Source organism: Stenotrophomonas sp. GD03819, from assembly GCF_029841665.1.
GTDB lineage: Bacteria > Pseudomonadota > Gammaproteobacteria > Xanthomonadales > Xanthomonadaceae > Stenotrophomonas > Stenotrophomonas geniculata.
The window spans coordinates 15849-38697 of record NZ_JAOCEW010000043.1; the positions used below are offsets into that span (position 1 = coordinate 15849).

General features: G+C 67.6%; 17 protein-coding genes. 9 read left to right on the forward strand and 8 right to left on the reverse strand.

Features of this window, described 5'->3' with window-relative positions; translation table 11 throughout:
• The first annotated feature begins 105 nt into the window (after positions 1 to 105).
• From N5D45_RS19820 to N5D45_RS19830, 3 genes are all read left to right on the forward strand, one after another.
• Positions 106 to 5301: a YadA-like family protein gene (locus N5D45_RS19820; protein ID WP_228354603.1), complete on the forward strand. Its 5196-nt coding sequence runs from the start codon at positions 106 to 108 to the stop codon at positions 5299 to 5301.
• A gap of 61 nt (positions 5302 to 5362) precedes the next feature.
• Complete coding sequence (locus tag N5D45_RS19825) at positions 5363 to 6199, forward strand: OmpA family protein (RefSeq protein ID WP_010485152.1); 837 nt, start codon at positions 5363 to 5365, stop codon at positions 6197 to 6199.
• Positions 6200 to 6320: 121 nt separating this feature from the next.
• Positions 6321 to 6611 carry a hypothetical protein gene (locus tag N5D45_RS19830; RefSeq protein WP_014037513.1) on the forward strand — a complete coding sequence of 97 codons (291 nt, stop codon included), beginning with the start codon at positions 6321 to 6323 and terminating at the stop codon, positions 6609 to 6611.
• Between the two features lie 85 nt (positions 6612 to 6696).
• Here N5D45_RS19830 and N5D45_RS19835 read toward each other — a convergent pair whose 3' ends face one another.
• Positions 6697 to 7524 (reverse strand): class I SAM-dependent methyltransferase, encoded by an 828-nt coding sequence (locus N5D45_RS19835; RefSeq protein WP_057503795.1) that lies wholly within the window; start codon positions 7522 to 7524, stop codon positions 6697 to 6699.
• Between the two features lie 63 nt (positions 7525 to 7587).
• Between N5D45_RS19835 and N5D45_RS19840 the strand changes: the two genes are divergently transcribed.
• Entirely contained in the window at positions 7588 to 7995 is a 408-nt protein-coding gene (locus N5D45_RS19840) for a MerR family transcriptional regulator (RefSeq protein WP_019337863.1), read from the forward strand.
• Between the two features lie 15 nt (positions 7996 to 8010).
• Here the strand turns inward: N5D45_RS19840 and N5D45_RS19845 are convergent, their stop codons facing one another.
• From N5D45_RS19845 to N5D45_RS19855, 3 genes are all read right to left on the reverse strand, one after another.
• Positions 8011 to 8727 carry an MgtC/SapB family protein gene (locus N5D45_RS19845; protein ID WP_005409984.1) on the reverse strand — a complete coding sequence of 239 codons (717 nt, stop codon included), beginning with the start codon at positions 8725 to 8727 and terminating at the stop codon, positions 8011 to 8013.
• A gap of 101 nt (positions 8728 to 8828) precedes the next feature.
• Entirely contained in the window at positions 8829 to 10601 is a 1773-nt protein-coding gene (locus N5D45_RS19850; protein ID WP_057503807.1) for a chloride channel protein, read from the reverse strand.
• A 62-nt stretch (positions 10602 to 10663) separates the two neighbouring features.
• A complete protein-coding gene (locus N5D45_RS19855) occupies positions 10664 to 12745 on the reverse strand; it encodes a TonB-dependent siderophore receptor (protein ID WP_279939499.1) in 2082 nt (693 codons plus the stop codon).
• A 131-nt stretch (positions 12746 to 12876) separates the two neighbouring features.
• Here N5D45_RS19855 and N5D45_RS19860 point away from each other — a divergent pair, with 131 nt between their 5' ends.
• Entirely contained in the window at positions 12877 to 13797 is a 921-nt protein-coding gene (locus N5D45_RS19860) for a M14 family metallocarboxypeptidase (RefSeq protein ID WP_057503797.1), read from the forward strand.
• A 73-nt stretch (positions 13798 to 13870) separates the two neighbouring features.
• On the opposite strand, the gene N5D45_RS19865 is transcribed toward N5D45_RS19860, so the two are convergent.
• Entirely contained in the window at positions 13871 to 14722 is an 852-nt protein-coding gene (locus N5D45_RS19865; protein WP_279939501.1) for a LysR family transcriptional regulator, read from the reverse strand.
• 150 nt (positions 14723 to 14872) lie between these two features.
• Between N5D45_RS19865 and N5D45_RS19870 the strand changes: the two genes are divergently transcribed.
• Positions 14873 to 15226 carry an SMR family transporter gene (locus N5D45_RS19870; RefSeq protein WP_057503799.1) on the forward strand — a complete coding sequence of 118 codons (354 nt, stop codon included), beginning with the start codon at positions 14873 to 14875 and terminating at the stop codon, positions 15224 to 15226.
• Positions 15226 to 15549 carry an SMR family transporter gene (locus N5D45_RS19875; RefSeq protein WP_049437687.1) on the forward strand — a complete coding sequence of 108 codons (324 nt, stop codon included), beginning with the start codon at positions 15226 to 15228 and terminating at the stop codon, positions 15547 to 15549. Before N5D45_RS19870 ends, N5D45_RS19875 begins: the two co-directional genes overlap by 1 nt.
• A 142-nt stretch (positions 15550 to 15691) precedes the next feature.
• Here N5D45_RS19875 and N5D45_RS19880 read toward each other — a convergent pair whose 3' ends face one another.
• The 3 genes from N5D45_RS19880 to N5D45_RS19890 all read right to left on the reverse strand — a co-directional run bounded on the left by N5D45_RS19880 (position 15692) and on the right by N5D45_RS19890 (position 20169).
• Complete coding sequence (locus tag N5D45_RS19880; RefSeq protein ID WP_197657183.1) at positions 15692 to 18640, reverse strand: TonB-dependent receptor; 2949 nt, start codon at positions 18638 to 18640, stop codon at positions 15692 to 15694.
• A gap of 69 nt (positions 18641 to 18709) precedes the next feature.
• Complete coding sequence (locus N5D45_RS19885) at positions 18710 to 19654, reverse strand: FecR domain-containing protein (RefSeq protein WP_197657182.1); 945 nt, start codon at positions 19652 to 19654, stop codon at positions 18710 to 18712.
• Entirely contained in the window at positions 19651 to 20169 is a 519-nt protein-coding gene (locus N5D45_RS19890) for a sigma-70 family RNA polymerase sigma factor (protein ID WP_010485178.1), read from the reverse strand. The genes N5D45_RS19885 and N5D45_RS19890 overlap by 4 nt, the downstream gene beginning before the upstream one ends.
• A 150-nt stretch (positions 20170 to 20319) precedes the next feature.
• Between N5D45_RS19890 and N5D45_RS19895 the strand changes: the two genes are divergently transcribed.
• Together N5D45_RS19895 and betT are read left to right on the forward strand one after the other, a co-directional pair.
• Entirely contained in the window at positions 20320 to 20700 is a 381-nt protein-coding gene (locus N5D45_RS19895; RefSeq protein WP_010485179.1) for a VOC family protein, read from the forward strand.
• Between the two features lie 193 nt (positions 20701 to 20893).
• Positions 20894 to 22849 (forward strand): choline BCCT transporter BetT (gene betT, locus N5D45_RS19900; RefSeq protein WP_279939502.1); only part of this gene is annotated, 1956 nt, incomplete at its 3' end.

Here is a 22849-nt window from a genome sequence, read left to right on the forward strand (position 1 = left end):
CCGGAATGAAGTGCGCAGCCGCCGTTGCAAACGCTGAAATGTCAGTCACCTGCCTAACGGCAAGTCCACTGACATTCCAGTTGTTCGCCTACGGGGGAAATGCTCATGAACCGCATCTACCGGCGTGTATGGAACCGCCAGCTCAATGCTCTGGTTGTGGCCTCGGAACTGGCCACCGGCGACAGCGGCGGCAGCGCCGCCCGCGATCCGCGCAGTGCAATGCTGATGCCGACCGCACTGGCCCTGGCCCTGCTGTGCGCGCTGGCCAGCGGGCATGCAGGCGCGTCCGAATCCAATCAGTCTCTACGTGACCTGCAGGCACTGGCCGCGAAGTACGCGCAGCCGATGCCGGCCAAGGTCGACGCGGAAGTGGCGCTGGCCGCCGCATCGCGCCAGGCGCAGAGCAGTCCGGCGATCAGCGCTGACGCGCGTGTCGGCCTGCAGCTGAGTACGAACTCGCTGCCGATCGTACGCGACGTGCTGCCGGCCACCGTGCAGGTGAAGCTGGCGGCGAACGCCGCGCCGAAGCAGGTCGCGGTTCCTGCGCTGGCTGCCGATGTCCGCGCCAATGTCGGGCTGGGTCATGCAGCGTCCCATGTGGCGAAGATTGATGCATCGCTGGCGGCCAACGTTGCGCCGTCCGCGCATGCGCCGCTCGGTGTGGCTGCGGATGCCCAGGCGAAGGCCGGCGTTGGCATCGCCGGTACCCAGGTGGCCTCGATCGATACCGGTGCCAAGGCGGCCGCCGCTGTTGCTGGCGCACCGGCTGGCTCGCTGTCCGGCCTCAAGGCGTCCGTTGACGGCAAGGTGGATTCGCAGCTGAAGCTGGCGGGCCACCAGATCGACGGCCAGGGGCAGGTCAAGGCGACGGCGGCGGTCACGCTGCCGGCCAAGGAGGAGCTGCCGGGCGAGACTCATGATCGTGCGATCACCGCGGCCTTCGATACCGGTGTTGCCGGCAAAGTGCGCGTGCAGGCGCCGGATGGCCAGGAGGTCGTGGCCGACCGCAATCTGAAGCTGGCCGGCCAAGCCACCGTGGCAGCGCAGAACAGCGCGCTGGGCGTCGGTGGCCTGGTGGGCGGCGTTGTCGGCGCAGCAGGTGGCGCCGTGGGCGGCGTGCTTGATGGCACCGTAGGCAACACGGTTGATGCGGTCGGCGGCGCCTTGCACGGCACGGTTGGAACGGTAGGCGGCGCAGTGGGCAGCACGCTCAATGGTGCCGTTGGCACGGTTGGCGGAGCCGTAGGCGGTGCGCTCAACGGCACCGTTGGAACTGTCGGTAGCGCGGTGGGTGGTGCGCTCAACGGTGCGGTTGGCACGGTCGGTGCAGTTGGCGGCACCGTGGGTGGTGCACTCAACGGGACGGTCGGTTCGGTCGGCAGCACCGTCGGTGGTGCGCTCAACGGTGCGGTTGGCACGGTCGGTGCAGTTGGCGGCACCGTGGGTAGTGCACTCAACGGGACGGTCGCTTCGGTCGGCAGCACCGTCGGCGGCGCGCTCAACGGTGCGGTTGGCACGGTTGGCGCAGTCGGCGGCACCGTGGGTGGTGCACTCAACGGCACGGTCGGTTCGGTTGGCGGTGCCGTGGGCGGCACGCTCAACAATACGGTGGGTGCAGTAGGCAGCACCGTCAGCGGTGTACTCAACGGCGCAACAGGTGGCAGCACCGGCGGCCTGGGTGGCCTGCTGGGCGATACACTCGGCAATGTCGGCGGCGCCGTCGGTAACCTGCTCAATGGCAACCTCAACGGCACCATCGGCAATCTCGGCAGTGCCGTAGGCGGCCTGGTCGGTGGCACGCTCGGCGGCCTCGGCCTGACCAAGCCCTCGGCGATCCCGCCGACCAGCCCGAAGGCGCCGGCTCCGGCCGACCCGAACGCTGGCCTGATCATCGGCACCGGCGGCCTGGTCGGTAATGTCGGGCAGCTGATCGGCCCGACCACCACCAGCCTGTTCGGCGGCAACGGCTACCTGAGCAACGGCAACCTCAAGCTCAGCAACGCCAACGTGATGCAGACCTACTCGACGGTCAATGTGCTGGGACTGCCGGTGGTCAACCTGTCGCCGGTCGGCAGCACCCTCAATGGCCTCGGCGGCGCTGTCACCGGCGGCAGCTCGCACCTGACCCTGATCGGTGGCGTCACCTCCGACAGCTACATCTACAACATCAACAACGGCAATCCGGGCGGCCTGCTGGGCCTGTTGCTGCCGAAGGATTCGCCGGCCTGGGCCGCCAAGTGCCTGGACATCGCCCTGGCCGACATCTCCTGCTGGGCCGTCAACGCCGCGCAGGACTACCAGGTGCTGATGGGCGACGGCGCCTTCGCCAACGGCTCGAAGGAAGTGGTGATCGGTGCCAATGCGCGGCACGAACTGCCGAAGGTTGATGCCAACGTGGCCTTCCCGGGTGCAGGCACCAATGACCCGAGCAACCCGACCGGCGTGCCGACCGCGGACTACGCCGCACGCATGGGCCACTCGGTGATCGTCGGTGACAGCGCGGTGGGTACTGCCAACGGGCAGACCCTGCTCGGTGCCGAGGCCACCTCGAACCAGGCCAATTCGGTCGCACTGGGCTACCGCTCGGCCGCGCTGCGCGGTGCCCAGGCCAGCTACAGCGCCTATGGCCTCACTGCGCCGCAGGTCTCTGCCGGTGAAGTGTCGGTGGGTACCGCCGGTGGCGGTGAGCGCCAGATCACCAACGTCGCGGCGGGTAGTGTCAATACCGATGCGGTCAACGTGGCCCAGCTGAAGGGGGCCATCAGCCTGATCGATGATGTGGCGGCCGCTGCGGTGACCTATGACCTGGACGGTGCCGGCAACCCGAACTATCGCCGTGTCACGCTCGGCGCGGGCACCGGCACCACCACCATCGGTAACCTGGCTGGCGGTGCGGTCACGGCCGGCAGCCTGGAAGCGGTCAATGGTGGCCAGCTGGCGGCGACCAATGCTGCCATCGCCAGCTTCTTCGGCGGCCGCGCAGCCTTCGATCCTGCCAGTGGCGCGTTCACTGCGCCCCTGTTCGAGATCAGCACCATCTCCACCGGCGGCGCCATCGCCAAGGGCCTGTATGAGAACGCTACCGATGCCTTCGCCGCGGTCGATGGCTCGCTGGTCAACCTCAACACGCAGATCACCGACATCCGTAACGGTGGCACCAAGTACCTGCGGGTGAACTCGACCGGTACCGAGGCCCTGGCCAGCGGTGCCGACTCGATCGCAGTCGGCACCAACGCCCGCGCAACCGCCGCCAACAGCATCGCGGTCGGTGCCGGCAGCCTGGCCGATCGTGCCAACAGCGTGTCCATCGGTGCCGCCGGTGCCGAGCGTCAGGTCACCAACATGGCGGCCGGTACCGCAGCGACCGATGCAGTCAACCTGGGCCAGCTGCAGGCCTCGGAGCAGGGCGCCCTGCGCTATGACCTCAACGGCGACGGCAGCGTCAACTATGCCAGCGCCACGCTGGGCCAGGCTGGCACCGCCACCACGCTGCGCAACCTCGGCCCGGGCCAGGTCAGTGCCACCAGCAGCGAGGCCATCAACGGTGCCCAGCTGTTTGCCGCCAACCAGGCCGTTGCCACCCACCTCGGAGGTGGTGCAGCGGTCAATGCCAGCGGTGTGCTGACCGCACCGACCTACGCGATCAACAACGTCGCCGCCAACGGCACCGTCACCAAGGGCAGCTACAACGACGTCGGTACCGCCTTCGATGCCGTCAGCAACTCGCTGGCCAACGTCGCCGACCAGACCGGCGAGATCGACAAGCTGGCCGTGAAGTACGACGTCGACGGCAGCGGCAACGTGCTCAACAGCGTGACGCTGACGGGCACCGGCACCGGCGCGGTGAAGATCACCAACGTCGCCGCCGGCAGCATCCTGGCCGGCAGCAGCGATGCCATCACCGGCGACCAGCTGTTCAACACCAACAGCACCATCGCCAACTACTTCGGTGGCACCACCGCGTACAACGGCACCACCAATGTGTGGACCGCGCCGAAGTTCAGCATCTCCAGCATCGCCACCGACGGCACGTTTACCAGCGGCGACTACAACAACGTCACCGCCGCCTTCACTGCGGTGGACGGCTCGCTGAAGGTCCTCAACCAGCGCATCACCAACGGCGGCGGTGGCAGCGCCTACCTGGCGGTGAACTCGACCGCAGCGGCTGCAACGGCTGCCGGCGCGGAAGCGGTGGCTGTCGGCCCGCAGGCCAGTGCGGCCGGTGCCAACAGCGTGGCGGTCGGCAACGGTGCCAGCGCCAGTGCAGGCAACAGCGTCGCCCTGGGTGCCGGTTCGGTGGCCAGCGTTGGTGCGCAGAGCGGCTACACCGGTGCCTACGGCCAGACCGGCGCCAGCAACTCGGCCGGTGAGGTCTCGGTCGGCAGCACCGGCAGCGAGCGCAAGATCACCCACGTTGCCGATGGCTCCGACACCTACGACGCAACCAATGTCGGCCAGCTGAAGAATGGTGTGAACTACGCCATCGATGAGTCGAAGAAGTACACCGACCAGAAGATCCAGAACATCACCAACGTGGCCGGCAGCTTCCGCGCCAACAACACCAACAACCTGGCCGATCCGTCCGCCAGCGGTGCCAACTCGGCCGCCGGTGGTGCAGGCTCCACCGCCGCCGGTGCCAACTCGACCGCGCTGGGCAATGGTTCGCAGGCGCAGGCCGACAACTCGGTGGCGCTGGGGGCGGGTTCGGTGGCGAACCGGGCCAACACGGTCTCGGTCGGTGCCAGCGGCGCCGAACGCCAGGTCGTCAACGTGGCTGACGGTTCGCAGGCCACCGATGCGGTCAACGTGCGCCAGCTGCAGGCCTCGCAGCAGGGCACGATCCGCTACGACACCACGGTGAACGGTGCGACCAACTACAACAGTGTCACGCTGGGCAGCACCAACAGCGGCCCGACCACGGTGCGCAACGTCGCCGCCGGCACCGCCGGTACCGACGCAGTCAACGTGGACCAGCTGAAGTCGGGCATGGCGCAGACCCTGGACTGGTCGAAGGCCTACACCGACGAGCGCATGGGGGGCTTCGAGCGCGACCTGCGCAAGACCGACAACCGCGCCTCGGCCGGTATCGCTTCGGCGATGGCCACCGCAGCCCTGCCGCAGCCCAGCGAAGCGGGCCGCAGCATGGCCTCGGTCGCTGCCGGCAGCTACAACGGCGAGTCGGGCGTGGCGGTCGGTATCTCCGGTGTCTCCGAGGGAGGGCGCTGGATCTACAAGTTCAGCGGCTCCACCAACAGCCGTGGCGAGGCCGGTGTGGCCGTCGGTGCCGGCATCCAGTGGTGATCCCCGCCGCCGGGCCGCACGCGCGGCCCGGCATCGCGGAAACGTCCATAGGGGGAATGACATGAAACAGCATCGCATCGCCCGCACCGGCCAGATGGCCGCAGTGCTGGGCCTGGTCCTGGGAATGGGCCTGCTGGCCGCCTGTCGCAGCCATGCGCCGGCCGCCGAGGGTCCTGCCGAAACCACCGCCGTGCAGTTCCCGGAGGCTTCGAAGGCCTCGTTGAAGGAAGGCATCTATCCCGACGTCGCCGACCTGCGCCGTTTCGCGCCGGGCATGAGCAAGCGCCAGCTGTATACCTTGCTGGGCACGCCGCACTTCAACGAAGGCATGTGGGGCGTGCGCGAGTGGAACTACCTGTTCAACTTCCGCACCGCGCAGGGCGCGGAGTATTTCACCTGCCAGTTCCAGGTGCGCTTCGACAGCAAGGGCATCGCCCAAGGGGGCTACTGGAAGCCGGAATCGTGCGCGGCGGTGCTGGAACCGCCGCGGCCGCCAGCGCCGCCAGCACCGGCACCGCTGCCGGAGCAGCCGCTGCGGTTGTCGGCGGATGCGCTGTTCGGGTTCGACAGCGCGGTGCTCAGTGCCGAAGGCCAGCAGGCCGTACAGGGCGTGCTGGCGCAGGTGCGCGAGGCCAGTCAGGTGCAGTCGATCCGGGTGACCGGGTACACCGACCGTATCGGCAGTGCCAGCTACAACCAGACCCTGTCGCAGCGACGTGCCGAGGCAGTGCGCAGCGCGCTGGTGCAGGGTGGGGTGCCTGCGGCCAGCATCAGCGCCGAAGGGCGGGGCGCAGCCGAGCCGATCGTGCAGTGCGAGCAGCGCAACCGTCGCGAGCTGATCGCCTGCCTGGCGCCGAACCGGCGCGTGCAGATTGCTGGAATGGCCCAGCCGCGCTGAGAGTCCCACACCGGGGTCATGCCCCGGTATCCCGAGTCCCCCCTGACCGTCGGCAGGACGTGGTTACGTCTCCCCCGTTGACCATGCCTGCCGGCGGCTCAGGTTTTCCATGGTGCACGCGATGAACGCCCAATTCCTGCCTCTTTCCATGAAGACGGAAGCCACATTGAGTGTGTACGGCCAGCTCGGCAACCATGCGGTGGTGCGCATTCCCGGGCGGCGCCTGCCGGGCTTGATCCTGCAGGCAGACACCGTGGCCGGCTTCCTTGCCCAGCTGCAGGAAGCGCAGGCCTGCCTGCGCAGTGGTCGCGCACAGCGCACCGACGCCGAACTGGACATGCTCATCGACGTGTTGCAGCAGTGGTATGCGCTGATCGAATCGCGCCTGGCCGACGCCGGCGAGGCACTGTAGAAGAAAAAGGGGACGGAGGGGATTAAGTCGTTCCCGGCACGGCAGGGACATGGACGACTTAATCCCCTCCGTCCCCTTTTCTGTGTCATGCGCGTGCGCGGATCAACCAGCAGGCAGCATCCACGCGGATCCGATCGCCGTCGATGAATGGTGTGAATGCTGCCAGCGCCTGGTCGCGCAGCCCGGCGGCCTCCACTTCGGGCAGCGCCCGCAGCGCCTGGCCCACCGGGCCCAGCTGGCCGACGTAGGTCGGCAGCTCATCGCGTGCGATCGAACACGGAAGGTCCACCGCAACCACCTCCACATCCTTCCAGCCGGCAGCCTGCAACAGGCGCTGCACGCGTTGGCCATCTGCGAAGGCGAACTGTCCCGGGGCACCGGGTGCGCGCGGCGGAAGCTCAAGCGCATCGCCGATCGCGCGCTCGGCCGTGGTCATGAATGGATTCTCGTCAGCGCTGCGCCAGGCAATGAAACGCAGGCCGGCACCGGGCCGCGTGGCGCGGTGCAGGTTGGCGAAGGCCGCACCGGTATCCTCGAAGAACATCACCCCCAACCGCGACTGGATCCAGTCGAAGTGCGCGGAAGGCAGAGGGTGCCGTTGCGCGTCGGCAAGGATGAAGTCAGCGTCCAGCCCCGCCGTTTCTGCCCGTTCGCGCGCCGTTGCCAGCATCGGTGCGGAGATGTCCAGGCCGGTGCAGTGGGCGGCCGGGCGTGCCGCACCGGCGGCAAGCAGGCTTGCGCCCGTGCCGCATCCGATGTCGAGCAGTTGCGTGACGGTTTCTGGCAACTCGGCGACCAGCAGGTCGGCCATCGGCTGGAACAGGCCATCGAGGATGGCCTGCTGGGCGACCCAGATCTGGCCGCCGGGACCGTTCCAGAGGGTGTTCTGATCAACGGGGGATGTGCTGGCCATGGTCTTGCCTTGTCTGGAAGTGGCCCATAGGTTGCTGCTTGAAGACGACTTGAGGTCAAGCCCATGCGTGAACTGGATATCGGCGAGGTGGTCAAGCGCAGTGGCGTGCCGGCCTCGACCCTGCGTTACTACGAACAATTGGGCTTGTTGCAGGCCCTTGGGCGTCGCGGCCTGCGCCGGCAGTATGACGAGCAGGTGCTGGAACGGCTGGCGCTGATCGGTCTCGGCCAGGCGGCCGGGATGTCACTGCAGCAGATCGGGGCATCGCTGCCACCGCAGCGTGGATGTATCTCCCTGGATCGTGAGGCGCTGCTGGCGCAGGCTGATGTGCTGCAGAGGCAGATCACCCAGCTGCAGCGGGTGCGCCGGCACCTGCAGCGCGCGGCGGCCTGCCCGGAAGCGCAGGATGCGCGGCAGTGCGGTTCATTCCGCAAGCTGCTGCGGGCACAGCAGCGCATGGCGGGTGGGTGAGTTGCCGGAACCGGCTCAATCGCGGGTACTGACTTCCCAGGTGGCATGCAGGACGCCCGGCACGTGCTCCATCCGCGCCAGCACCACGTCCAGCTCATCGGCACTCACGGCGGTACTGACCAGCACCGCGATCACATCGGTGGGTGCATCGGCATGCTCGACCACCTGCACATCACCGACCGGATACTGCGCTGCTTCCAGCGCGTCGACCAACCGCTCGCGCACGCGCGGCACGGCTTCGGCATCCACGCTCAGGCGCACTTCGTAGGTCGCCTCGGTGGCGGCCTCATTGATCGGAATGCGGTTGATCGCATTCACCAGCGGCCGCAGCAGGGTGTTTCCGGCGATGATCAGCACGGTCAGCAGCACGCCTTCGGCCAGCATGTCCGCGCCGGTGCAGCTGCCCACCGCCGCAGAGCACCACAGGGTGGCGGCGGTGTTCAGGCCGCGCACGTTCATGCCTTCCTTCATGATCACGCCGGCGCCGAGGAAGCCGACGCCGGAGACCACGTAGGAGATCACCCGCACCGCCTCGGCGCTGCCGGCGATGCGCATGCCCAGGTCGACGAAGGCAGCGGCGCCGACGGCCACCAGCACGTTGGTGCGCAGGCCGGCGGTGCGCTGCCGGTACTGGCGTTCGGCGCCGATCAGCGTGCCCAGTACGAAAGCGGCCAGCAGGCTGACCACGGTGTCGGCGAAGGGACCGGCCTGGAAGGTCTCAATAAAGCGCATGGCCGGAGTCTACCCCGGTCATGTGACGGTAGATCCATGCCATGCGTGGATACCCGGATGGGCCACAAATGAATTAATCCCCTCCGTCCCCTTTTTCGGGCTCAGTCGGTGTCGTCGACGCGCTCGCCCATCAGCTCGCGCTGGCGCTTGTCCAGTTCTTCGGCGTAGCGCTTGCGCACGAAGGCTTCGGAGACGACGCCCAATACCTGGCCGTCGGCAGCCACCACCGCCAGCTCGTCGGCCTGGGTCTGGTCGAAGCGCTGCATCACGCTGACCACGTCGGAGGACGGTGCCAGCGAGACGTCACGGTTCTCGGCCAGTTCGCCGATCAGGGTTTCCGGCTTCACGCCATCGCCGTAGACCCGTGGAATCTGCACGATGCCGGCATAGTGGCCCTCGCTGTCGATCAGGATCACCCGGGTGCCCGAGCCCAGCGGGAAGCGCTGGCGGAACGCGGCGGCATCGAGATCGGCCGGGGCGGTCGCCACGCCCTTGCGCATCAGCCGGCCGGCGTTGAGGTTCTGCACCCAGCCCACGTCGCGGGCGCTCTTGATGGTCTCGCCGCGCAGGTGCATGCGCCAGGTCGAGAACGAGTAGCCGAACCACTGCCGCACCAGCGTGCTGGACACCAGTACCGCGCTCATCACCACGCTGGTCAGCAGGAAATCGTGCGTGCCTTCCAGCACCAGCATGGCCATGGTCATCGGCGCACCAACGACGGCGGCGGCCAGTGCGGCCATGCCGGCCAGCGCGGCCGAGGTGGCGTCGATCACCGGAACGCCGGTGGCCATGCCCAGCAGTCCAGCGAACAGCGCGCCGACCAGGGTGCCCATGAACAGCGAGGCGAAGAACAGTCCGCCACGGAAGCCGAAGCCGAGCGAGATGCCCGAGGCCAGGCACTTCAGGGTCAACAGGCCGCCGATCCAGATCAGCGGCAGGTGCGTGGTCAGGTCCAGATGCAGGGCGCCGTGGCCGGACGACAGTACCTGCGGGCTGGCCAGTGCCAGTGGAATCAGCAGCAGTCCACCCACCACCGGCCGTCCCCACGCGGGCAGGGGGCTGCGCTTGACCGTGCCTTCGATCGAGGCGATCAGCCGCATGATGGCGATGCCGACCATCGCGCAGCAGCAGCCGAGCAGGCCGTAGATCGCGTAGTCGGCGGCGCGCACGTCGATGGTCGAGGCCGCTGGCAGTAGATAGGCTTCGATGCCGGCCTGGTCGGCCACGAACGCGCCGGCCAGCGCTGCGACGGCCACCGGTGCCAGCGCAGCGGGGGTGTAGGCGCCGATGACGATCTCGAAGGCGTAGAACGCACCGGCCAGCGGCGCACCAAACGCAGCGGCGATGGCACCGGCGGCACCGGCACCGACCAGGATGCGCACGTCGTTGCGACGCAGGCGCATCACCCTGCCCAGTTGCGAGCCGCTGCCCGCGCCCATCTGCGTATACGAAGCCTCAAGGCCGACCGACGCGCCGCAGCCATTGGACAGCAGGGTCTGGGTCAGCACGATCAGGTTGTCGCGCATCGACATGCGGCCGCCGTGCAGCGCATTGGCTTCCACCGCATCGAGCAGTGGCCGTTTCAGTCGCGTCGCCGCCAGGCTGACCAGGCCGACCAGCAGCCCGCCCAGTGGCAGCACCAGTAGCGCGGTCCAGGTCAGCGAGGGCAGGGAGCTCAGCCGCATGCCGTCGTCCAGCCCATACAACGTGCCCTGCAGCCAGCGCGCGATGCCCGACTGCAGCAGGGTCAGGTAGCCGGCGATCAGGCCAACCAGCAGCGCCAGCGCGATGAACCACAGGTCGCTGCCGCGCAGCCGCAGGCGCAGGCCCTGGAAGGCCAGATGCAGGCGCGATGGCGAAACAGGCAGTGACATGGTGGCGGCATGATACGCCGCCGCCGTGAGCGCCACCGTCACCGCATCGGGCGGCTACCGGCTCAGAAGCGGTAGCGGCCCTGCACGTAGAAGGTGCGCGGTGCGGCCACCATGCGGCCGGCGTTGCCATCGACATTGCGGGTGTACCAGCGCTTGTCGGCCAGGTTGTTCACGCCCAGCGCGATCTCGCTGTCACCCAGCCCCGGCACCTGCCAGGCCACCTGGGCATTCCACAGGCGTACGCCCGACACGCGTCCCACGCGCGCGTCAGCGCTCTCGGCCCAGGTGTTGGCGGCGTCGGAGAACTGGCCGCTCTGGTGGGTGCTGGAGACGTTGAAGGTCCAGCCGGCCAGCGCGTAGCGGGCGCCGATGCTGTCGGTGTCGCGCGAGTAGAACGGCACGTCCAGGCCACGGTTGTCGCCGGACTGCTGGATCGCCTTGGTCCAGGTGTAGTTGGCGTACAGCTCCAGCCCGGCCAGCGCGCCGTCCTCGGCGAAGTGGTACTCCAGTGCGCTCTCCACACCCTTGTGGTCGGTGGCACCAATGTTCTGGAAGGTGGGCGGGGTGATGCCCGGCACCTGCAGGATCTGGTTGTCGAAGCGCATCTTGAACACGGTCACTTCCGCGCGCAGTGCCCCATCCTGCCAGCGTGCGCCCAGCTCGGTGGTCCTGGCCACTTCCGGGTTCAGCGGATTGCTGGCGGTCTGCGAATTGAGCTGGATGTTCTGTACCGGTCCGAACGAGGTGGTGTAGTTGCCGAACACGGTCAGCTGCGGCGTCAGCAGGTAGGCGATGTTGATCGAGGGCAGGGCCTTGTCGTTGCGGCTGCTGAAGGTCGCCGTGCCTCCGGCCTGGCGGCGGTCCATGTCGATCCATTCCATGCGCACGCCGGGCGTGATCCGCCACTGGCCGATCGCAATGCGGTCGTCGATGTAGAACGCGTGCGCGTCGGTGGCGTTGTCGAAGCGGGTGGTGGCACTGGCCGCGCCGGTGCGGCGGGCGACGGTGTAGCTGCGGTCGTTGCCGCGCTCGCGCAGGAAGCGGTAGCCGGCGGTGATGTCATGCACCGCGCTGCCCCAGTGCAGGCGCTGGGTATAGCGCGGCTCGATGCCGAGCACGCGGTAGTCGCGCGGCTGCACGGTCAACTGGGTGTTGGCGGCGTTGATCAGCGAGCTGGCACGGGTGCTCTCGTTGTAATAGGCCAGCACCTCGAACTCGCTGTTGGCCGACAGCGTGTTGGTGTAGCCCAGGTCGATGCCGGTGCGGTGGCCCTTCCAGAAATCGGTCGGCCGGGTGTTCTGGAACGGATCGGCCTCGTACTGCGCACGGGTCAGGCCGCCCGGCGTCAGCGAGCGTACGTCGTAGTAGGACAGCTTGGCGCGCAGCTCCTGCTGTTCGTCGATGGCGTAGGCGAACTTCAGCGCGAGATCATTGAAGCGGTCATCGCTGCCCTGGCGCCAGCCGCGGCCGTCCTGGCCGGAGTAGAGCAGGGCCGCACCCAGGCCATTGTCGCCGGTACCGCCGAGGAAGGCGTTGTACTGGGTGCTGTCACCGCCGCCATGGTCGTAGGCGGTGTAGCGCACGCCCGCTTCGCCGTGCAGGCCGGCCTCGGTGGGAATGGCGCGGGTGCTGAAGTTGATGATGCCACCGACGTTCTGCGGCCCGTAGCGCACCGCGCCGCCGCCGCGCACCACGTCGATCGACTCGATGTTGGACAGGCTGGTCGGCGCGAACGACAGCTGTGGCTGGCCATACGGCGCCACCGCCAGCGGCACGCCGTCCAGCAGTACGGTCGAGCGCGGCGAGTAGCGCCCGGTGAGGCCGCGCACGCCGATGTTCAGCGACACCGAACTGCCAGCGGTGCCGGAGTTGTCGGTGACCTGCACACCCGGAATACGGCGCATGGCATCGCCGAGGCTGGCCGCGCCGCTGGCCTCGATGCGCTGGCGGTCGACCACGGTGCGCGCGCCGGCAAAGCGCTTGACGCTGTCATGCAGGCCGGTACCCAGCCAGCTGCCGGAGACCTGGATGCTGTCCAGCGTGGTGGCGCCGTCCTGGGCGAAGGCACGGGTGGTCGGGAGCAGGCACAGGGCGAGGGCGGCAGCCAGGAGCAGACGGGCCGGTTGCAGGGCGAGGATGGGCATCGGTGCAGGCTGTGGAAGGTCGTAAATGAGAATTATTGCTGATTCCATTCGCTATTGGAATGCGCCTTCGGTTCATGCCGATGCCCCGGTGATACAGTGAGCGATCGCTTCCTGACTCGCTGAGATCTGCCATGTCCCAAGCCGCTTTCTACCCCGTCGGAACCCCTGGCCAGCCGTGGGGAGCGGCGGAACGGGAGGCGTGGCGTGGCCGCCAGCAGCGCCTGCGTCGCTATGACGAGGAGGTGCTGCCCCGCATCGAGGCGCTGGCTTCGCGCTTCGACAAGGTGGCCTATGGCCAGCTCGACTACGCTGGCGAGACCTACACTCTGTTCGCCCTGCGCAGCCGCGATTGGAACCCGGCGCTGCCGGCTGCCCTGGTTACCGGTGGCGTGCACGGTTATGAGACCAGCGGCGTGATGGGCGCGCTGGAATTCCTCGAAAGGCACGCCGCCGACTACGCCGGCAAGGCCAATCTGCTGGTGGCACCGTGCGTGAATCCGTGGGGCTTCGAGCGCATCAACCGCTGGAACTTCGATGCGATCGACCCGAACCGCAATTTCCGCGCCGATGGCCCGGCCCGCGAGTCGACCGCGCTGATCGAGCTGATCGCACCGATCAAGGACCAGTTCGTGCTGCACATCGACCTGCACGAGACTACCGACAGCGACGAGAGTGAGTTCCGCCCGGCGTTGGCCGCGCGTGACGGCAAGCCGTTCGAGCCGGGCCTGATTCCGGATGGCTTCTATCTGGTGGACGACAGCGAGAACCCACAACCGGCCTTCCAGCAGGCGGTGATTGCCGAGGTGGAGAAGGTCACCCACATCGCGCCGGCCGACGACAAGGGCGAGATCATCGGTTCGCCGGTGGTCGCTCACGGCGTGATCGAGTACCCGCTGGTGAAGCTGGGCCTGTGTGCCGGCATCACCGGTGCGACCTACACCACCACCACCGAGGTCTACCCGGACAGCCCGCGGGCGACCCCGCAGCAGTGCAACGACGCCCAGGTGGCAGCGGTGTGCGCGTCGCTGGATTACGCGCTCGCCCATCGTTGATGGAAAAGGGGACGGAGGGGATCAAGTCGTTTGCGGCACAAACGACTTGATCCCCTCCGTCCCCTTTTTCGGTTCACCCCAACGCGTCGGCCCACCACAGCGCCGCCGGCCCCGGCGGCGTGTCGCGGCGCCACAGCAGGTCGCTGTGGATGCGTCGTGGCCAGCCGGGCAGAGTCAGTTCCACCAGCTGCCCGCGGTCGTAGCGCTGTACCAGCGCGCGTGGCAGCTCGGCCCAGCCGATGCCGTCCTCGGCCATCTCCATCACCATCAGGTAGTCGGTGGCGGTCCACGCCAGCCCGGTAACCGCCCGCGCATGGTCGACCTCCGCGCTCAACCGCACCTGCCGGTGCCGTGCCAACTGGGAAGCCGCATGGCGGCCGGCGTCGGCCAGCGCATGGTCGCGCGCCACATACACCGACAGTTCGCTGTGATGGGCCAACGGCCGTGCCACCAGACCATCCGGGTAGCTTTCCTGGCGCGGCAGCAGGCCCAGCGCGGCGCGACCACTGCCGACCAGTTCCAGCACGTCTTCGCCTTCGGCATCCAGCCATTCCAGTTCGATCTCGGGGAACGCTTCGGCAAAGCGCTGCAACACGCGCTGCTCCGGATCGAGCTGATACACGTCGGAGAACACCACGGTCAGCCGCGCTTCGACCGGGGCGGCCAGCCGCACGCTCAACTGCTGCAGGCGGGTATCGGCGGCGAGGATTTCCTGGGCATGGCCGAGCACCTGGCGCCCGGCTTCGGTCAGCTGCGGGTAGCGTCCACTGCGGTCGAACAGGCTGACGCCCAGGTCTGCCTCCAGGTGGGCGATGGCGGTGCTGACCGTCGATTGGGTCTTGCGCAGGCGACGCGCCGCCGCCGAGAACGATCCGAGCGCGGCCGCTTCGACGAACGCCTGCAGGGATTCAGGGGAATAGGGCATTGATCCATCGCTCCTGTCGATGGTATCCATTTTTAATCGACCGTAAAAGGCGATGATACTGTCCGCCGTCGCCCCTGTCTGCGGGGCATCCACGCATGGCGTGGATCTACTGAGGGCGGGGCGCTGTCCGCGTCCCGCAAGGAGTTTCACATGTCCCGTATTGTTCCCGCCCGTGGCGCGCTGGTCGCCTGGGCCTGCCTGACCGTGGCGATCGTTGCCGAAGTGGTCGGCACCTCGTTCATGGCCCATGCCGCCCGCGATGGTGGCTGGACCGGCTACCTGATCATGGCCGGCGCGTTGGCGCTGTCCTATTACTTCCTGGCCCTGTCGGTCCGCCGCATCGCGGTCGGTGTCGCCTATGCGGTGTGGGAAGGCCTGGGCCTGACCCTGCTGACCGTGGTCGGCCTCACCGTGTTTGGCGAGAGCCTGTCGCTGCAGCAGCTGGCCGGCCTCGTGCTGGCGGTGGTCGGCATCGTCTGTGTCACCCTCGGGGAGGCGCACTGATGAATACCCTGGCTCTGTTTTTCGTGATCTGTTCTGCGCTGATCGACGTTGCCGCCAACATGATGGTGGCCAAGTCGGAGGGCTTCCGCCGCTGGCGCTGGGGCGTCGGCGCGGTCGTCATGGTCTGGATCGCCTTCGCCCTGCTGGGCCAGGCGGTGCGCTACATGGACCTGGCCACCGCCTATGCGATGTGGGGTGCAATCGGCGTGATCGGTACCGCCACTTGCGGCCGCCTGCTGTTCGGCAACCGCCTGCGCCCGATCGGCTGGATCGGCATCGCGCTGGTCACTGTTGCGGTGCTGCTGCTCAGCACCGCGAAGTAACGCGTTGTTGTGCCAACCAAGGTTGGCACCTACGCGTGCTGAGTTGCTGTGCCAACCCGGGTTGGTACCTGTCAGAGCGTGAGCCGCCGCATGCAGACGCCCCGGGGATGATCTCCCCGGGGCGTTGCGGTTTCTGCAGCGGTCAGAAGCGTGCGGTGAAGTTCAATCGCGTGGTACGGCCCGGGCCGGGCATCAGGCTCATCGCCAGCGTGTCCATGTAGTAGGTGTTGCGCAGGTTGCTGACCACCAGTTCCACTTCGGCCTTCGGGGTGAACTGCCAGCGCGCATAGAAGTCGTAGATCGCGGTGGGCAGGTAGATGTTCTGCAACCCGGTCGAGCCGGTGGTATTCCAGGGCTTGTCCAGTTCGTGGGTGGGGCCGCTGTTGTAGGTGCGGCGGATGCCGGTATCCAGCCGCTTGCCGAACAGGCGGAAGCCCAGCGTGCTGTGGATCGAGTACTTCGGCGGATTCTGTGCGTTGACAAACGAGGTACCGAAGCCGCCATCCACGCAATCCGGCGTGCTGTCCAGCTTGCTCCACTTCGCATAGGGGTCTTCACGCAGGCGCTTGGCGGTGGCCGCGTCGCAGGTGCGCGCGCGCTGGTAGTAGCTGGCCGACAGGTCCAGGTAGGCGATGCCGGCGTCATAGCCGGACTGCAGCTCGTAGCCGGATACCGTGTAGTTGTCCACGTTGTCGACATAGAACGCCCAGTTGCTGGAGTCGAAGCGACGGGTGATCGCGTTGTCGATATCGTTCTTGAACCAGGCCACCTTGAACGCCAGGCGGTCGCCATCGCGCCACAGGTCCTGCTTGAGCAGGCTGAAGCCGATGTCCCAGGAACGGTTCTTCTCCGGCTTCAGGTCGGCCACCGGTGCCGAGGTGCTGTTGCCCAGCGTCGATTCGAACAGACTGGGCATCTTCCAGCCCTGCGCGTACTTCACGTAGAAGAACATGTCCTGATCGAGGCTGAAGCGGGCCTCTGCGTACGGCGCGAAGCCGTGGCCGGAACGGCGGATCGCCGGCTTGTAGCCCCATGCGGTGGGAATCTGCTTGGTGTAGAAACCGTTGGCGCCGCGCGGGTCGGGAATGAAGCCATCGAAGTCGTAGCTCTGGCCCAGCGTGCTGCCGCCGTAGGGCGTAGCGCGCAGCGAGTCATACGTGTAGTTGCCCTGTGCATCCGGGTACCACTCCTTGTACCAGCCCGGCAGCAGCTGGCCCCCCTTGCTCAGGCGCGCGAAGGTATAGCGCAGGTCGCGCGATTCGCTGACGAAGGCCACGCGATTGCGGTCGCGGGTGCGGTAGTCGATGAAGCGGCCGCCTGCGGTCAGCGACAGCCAGTCCCACGGCTGCCATTGCAGCGAGGCGACAACGCTGGCTTCGCGCCGCGTGCCGGAGCGCAGGTAGCGGTTGTTGTTGTAGTCCACCGGCAGCACGGGCGAGTTCGGTGCGGTGTCCTCATGCTGGAACGCAGCGCCGTAGCGCAGCGTCCAGTCGCCCAGGCTGTTGCTGAAGCGGGTGGTGTTGCTGCTGTCCACGCCCCAGCGCCGGGTCTTCACGTCCGACTGCAGGCCCGGGCCATAGGTTTCCCCCAGCGTATCCGGCATCTGGTCGTTGGGCACGTCCTTGAACAGCGGCGTGTTGGCGATGTTGCTGTTGAACATGCGGCTGGTGGCGGTGGTGAACCACAGCGTGCTGCTCAGGTCCAGCCACGGGTGTGCCTCGGGCCGGTAGCGGTGGCGCAGCGAGGTGGCGTTGAGCCGCATTTTCCCTGGCTCGAACTGGAACATGGTGTTGGCCTTGTCCACGTAGGTCACCCATTCGTTGGACTCACCGACACGGCCGATCGCCGAGGGCATGATCTCGCCGAAGCTGGAGTTGAAGTAGCGGTGGCTCAGCTCAAGCCGCTGGTCGGGGTTGGGCGTCCAGGTGAATTTCAGCAGCGCCGATTCGTTGTCGGTGTGCGTGTTCAGCACTTCATCACCCGAGTGGTACATGTCCGAGACCGCCTGGCTGGACATGCCGGTACCGCCGCTGGACAGGTGCTGGTCGTCGTAGCGGTGCGCGCCGTTGCTGCCGGCGAAGTAGTTGCCCTGGCGGCGACGCGCGTAAGCGGCCACCAGCTGCCAGTCCTCGCCGCGCTGGGCGAAGGCCACGCTGCCGTTCCAGTCGCGCGGGTCACGCAGGCTGTTGCGGTTGTCGCTGCCGCGCGCGATCTGCTTGAAGGTACGGGTGCGGTCGATGCTGTTGTCGGCCACGCCACCGCGCACGCGCAGTCCCCAGGCCTCGCCCTCGTCGAGGATGTCATCGATGTTCAGCGTCTCCATGTAGACCACGCCGCCGATCGCGCTGGCGGCGTTGGCGGCCAGGCTCGGCCCCTTCTCGATGCTGATCGCGCTGATCAGGTCCGGGTCGAGGTAGCTGCGCTGCTGCACACCGGCATAGCCGCGGTACACGTCGATGGCCTGCTGGCCGCCGTCGATGATCACCGGCACCCGGTTCTGGCCCTGCAGGCCGCGGATGTTCACGTCCAGCGCACCACCATTGCGTACGTCTCCGGTGTGCACGCCGACTGCGCCGGCCAGCACATCGCCGATCGACTGGCCGCGGAAGCGTTCCAGCTGCTGGTGGTCCAGATGCACGCGCGAGCCGCTGTCGCGGTATACGGCATCGGCATCGACCAAGCCCCACGGCGAAGCACCTTCGCTGGCCTGGCCGGCTACGCGCAGGGTGCCGATCTGGCGCACACCAGCATCGGTGGCGGGGGCGGCCTGCAGCACCACGCCGCTGGCATCACGCTGGAACGACAGGCCGGTGCCGGCCAGCAGCTGCGCCAGCGCGGCCTCGGTGTTGAGCGAGGCCTGCACGCCGCTGCTGTGGCGGCCGCGGGTCAGGCGCGCATCGGTGGCGATGGACAGGCCGGACTGCTGGCCGAACGTGGTCAAGGCCTGGTCGAGCGGTCCGGCCGGGATCTGCCAGCGAACGGCAGCGGCGGCATCCTGTGCGTGGGCGGCCGCCGGCAACAGGCACGGCGTGAGCAGGGCCAGGCACAGCGCGATGGCAAGCGGGCGAGGGGAAGGGCAGGGTCGTTTCATGGGGGCGGCAACATCCGCAAGGGGTTCCCTTGTAGTGCCCGCCGAGCGCGCAGAAAGGGAACCGCGATTTCAACGCGGACGCACAACGGTCCACCACGGCCAACGCTGCTCGATGCGGATCGGCAGGGCGCGCGCCAGCAGTTTCAGGGCCTGCAGGCTGTCCAGGCGCGGCAATACCGCGGTGACATTCAATGCGGACAGTGCCGGATCACAGCCCAGATAGCCCTGATGGTGACGGGCCAGTTCGTCGATCACCCGGATCAACGGCGTGTCCTGCACCTGCAGGCGTCCGTCCTGCCAGTCGCCGCGCAGAGGATCGGCAGCGATCGTTGTGAGTCCCCCCATCGGTCCGATCTGCAGCGCACTTCCCGCAGGAACATCCAGCGCCGCACCGAACATCGGCAGGCACCGCACCACACCCTCGAACACGTCCAACCGGCCGTCCTGCGCTTCGCGGCCGACCGCGAAGCGGGTGCCGATCGGCCGCAGGCGCGCCCCGGGCACATGCACGGTCAGGGGCAGGCCGACGAATGCAGGGTGGTGGCCGGTCTGCAGCAGCAGTTCGCCGCGCAGCAGATGCAGGGCGCGGTGGCCGTTGCCGATGTCGACGGTCACTTCGCTGCCGGCGTTGAGCCACAACTGGCTGCCATCGGCCAACGTCCAATGACCGGTACGCCCGGCAGCGGTGCGGTGCGTCTGCAGGCGGCGCTGCGCCTGAAGCCCATGCAGGCCGAGCAGGGAGACCGCGCCGATGCCGAGGGCGCCACCGATGCCGCGCAGCGCCCGCCGCCGGCGAAGGCGCGCAGCATCAAGTGCCGTTGCGGCTGCCGGAGCCGACAGCGGGGCGAACGATTGCCAGACCGCCTCGACCCGTCGCCAGGCGTCGGCGTGACCAGCATCGGCCTGCAGCCAGGCGTGCCAGCGTTGCTGGTCGCCGTCGCTCCAGCCCTGTTGGCGCAGCGCGAACCATTCGGCAGCCTGTTCCAACGCAGGGCCGGCCAATGCCGCGCTCATGCCGCCGCGTCGCCGGACAGGCGCAGGCAATGCAGCATCGCCTGCGCCATGTACTTCTTGACCATGCGCTCGGACACGCCCAGCTGCACGCCGATCTCTGCATAGCCCAGGCCGGACAGCCGCGCCAGCAGGAACGCGCGCCGTGGCCGCTCGGCGAGGCCGGACAGCATGTCGGCGATGGCATGCAGCAACTGCAATGCCTGGGTGCGCTCCTCTGCCGAGGGATGCACCGGCTCCGGTTGGGCGGCCAGCGCGGTCAGGTAGGCGCGTTCCAGGTCCGCGCGCTGCCAGTGGTTGACCAGCAGGGCGTGCGCGATGGTGCTGAGATAGGCGCGCGGCAAGCGCAGTTCTGATGGATCGACACGACGGCTGAGCAGGCGCAGGAAGGTGTCCTGGGTCAGGTCGGCGGCGCAGTCGGCGTTGTGCGTGCGGCGGCGCAACCAGCCGAGCAGCCAGCCATGGTGTTCGCGGTAGAACCCCGCCAGCGCAGTGCTGGAGGCGGCGGGCACGGCCATCGGCATTGATCATTAATGAGAATGATTCCCATTATAGAATGATCGAGCGGCGCGCGACAAACGTTGCGCGGGGCGCAGCGGGGGAGGTCGCCGGATTTGCGATGCCCGACGTGCTCGCCGACACTGCGGTTTTCCACAGGGAGTGCCCGCATGTTCAGCCACATCACCGTTGGAACGAACGACATGGACGCCGCGCATCGCTTCTACGATGCACTGTTCGGTGCGTTGGGCGCACGTCCGGGCGTCTTCGATGACAAGGGCCGTCTGGTGTATTTCAAGGATGGCCGTATGTTCATCGTCACCGCTCCGATCGACGGTCAGCCGGCATGCCACGCCAACGGCGGCACCATCGGCTTCACCCTCGACAGTGCTGAGGCCGTGCGTGGCTGGCAGGACGCCGGCGTGGCCCATGGCGGCACCGCCATCGAAGACCCGGCCGGCATCCGCAGCATGGCCGGGCGCCAGCTGTTCCTGGCCTATCTGCGCGACCCGGATGGCAACAAGCTGTGCGCGGTGCATGTGATGTCGTAATTGGACAGTACGCGCGTGGCCGCGTCGCAGGCAGTGCGCGCGGCTGTGCTCGCAGGCGTCTGCCAGCGCGCGCGTGATAACACGTAATGGTGGATCGGGCCTGTGACCGCTGGCCACAACTTCATGCTCTGTCCACTGCGGTTCAGCCACAATCGGTCGGCTAACCCTTTGATCTACCGGAGAACGCCGCCCCATGGATGTACTGGAGCCGCAACAATCCCCGGTGCGCACCCTTCGGCCTGTGTTCGCCTTCGCGGCGATCGTTGTCGTGGCGTTCGCGCTGTTCGTCAGCCTGTTCCCGCTGGGCGCAGGCCGCCTGCTGCTGAAGGCGCAGGACTGGGCCGCACTCAACGTCGGCTGGTACTACCTGCTGGCCATGACCCTGTACCTGGTGTTCGTGGTCGGCGTTGCGCTGTCCAAGTACGGTGGCATCAAGCTCGGTGCCGACCATGACGAACCGGAGTTCAGTTACCTCTCCTGGGCCGGCATGCTGTTCGCTGCAGGCATCAGCATCACCCTGTTCTTCTTCTGCGTTTCCGAGCCGCTGACCCACTACCTGCAGCCGCCGCAGGGCGATCCGGCGGCGGGCGAGGCCGGCGCGCGCCAGGCCATGCAGCTGCTGTTCCTGCATTGGGGACTGCATGGCTGGGGTGTGTTCGCGCTGGCGGCGATGGCGATGGCCTACTTCGCCTACCGCCACAACCTGCCGCTGGCACTGCGCTCGGCGCTGTACCCGCTGATCGGCAAGCGCATCAACGGCCCGATCGGTTACACCGTGGACGCGCTGGGCATCGTCGCCACCGTGTTCGGCATCGGCGCCGACATGGGCTTCGGCGTGCTGCACCTCAATGCCGGGCTGGCGCACCTGTTCAACATCCCGCATTCCAACCTGGTGCAGATCATGCTGGTGGTGGCGATGATGGGTGCGGCAGTGGCCGTGGCCGTCTCCGGCGTGGAGAAGGGCGTGCGCTGGATGGCCAACATCAACATGCTGCTGGCGATCGCGCTGGTGCTGTTCATGCTGTTTGCCGGGCCGACGCAGTACCTGTTCAGCACCTTGATGCAGAACCTGGGCGACTACCTCGGCAGCGTGGTCGGCAAGAGTTTCGATGTGTATGCCTACGGCGGCCGACCGGAATGGCTGGGCGGCTGGACGGTGTTCTACTGGGCCTGGTGGATCGGCTGGGCACCCTTTGTCGGGCTGTTCATCGCGCGCATCTCGCGCGGCCGCACCATCCGCGAATTCGTGTTCGGCGTGCTGCTGATTCCGCTGGGCTTCACCCTGGCCTGGCTGTCGATCTTCGGCAACAGCGCGCTGGACCAGGTGCTGCACCACGGCCAGCAACAGTTGGCGCAGCTGGCGGTGGATGATCCACCGACCGTGCTGTATGCGCTGCTGGACGGCTACCCCTGGAGCCGCGCGGTGATCACGGTGACAGTGCTGGTCAGCTTCATCTTCTTCGTGACCTCGGCCGACTCGGGGGCGGTGGTGTTGTCCACGCTGTCCTCGCATGGCGGCGCACCCGAGGATGATGGTCCGCGTTGGCTGCGGGTGTTCTGGGGCACGGTGATCGCGGTGCTGACCGCGGGCCTGTTGCTGGCCGGCAGTATCGACGCACTGAAATCGGCGGTGGTGCTGGCGTCGTTGCCGTTCTCGGCGATCCTGTTGTTGATGATGTGGGGGCTGACCCGCGCCTTCAGTGACGAATCGCACCGCAAGCGCGCGCTGCAGTACCGGCCATCGCCGCTGATCGGCGACGATCGCCACCACCAGGGCTGGCGCCAGCGCCTGAGCCAGGCGATGCATTTCCCGGTGCGCGACCAGGTCTACCGCTTCATGGATGACACGGTGAAGCCGGCGATGGAAGCGGTGGCCGAGCAGCTGCGCGGGCAGGGCTGGGACGTGGCCACGCGCTTCGAGGCGGGCGACATGGAGTTGACGGTCAACCATGGCGAGCAGCAGGACTTCCTGTACCGGGTGATCCTGAGCGGTTACCTGACCCCGTCGTTCGCCGCACAGCAGCTGCGCAACCAGCGCTACTACCGCGCCGAGGTGCACCTGTTCGAAGGCAGCCAGGACTACGACCTGGTGGGCTACAGCCGCAAGCAGATCATCAACGACATCATCAGCCAGTACGAACGGCACCTG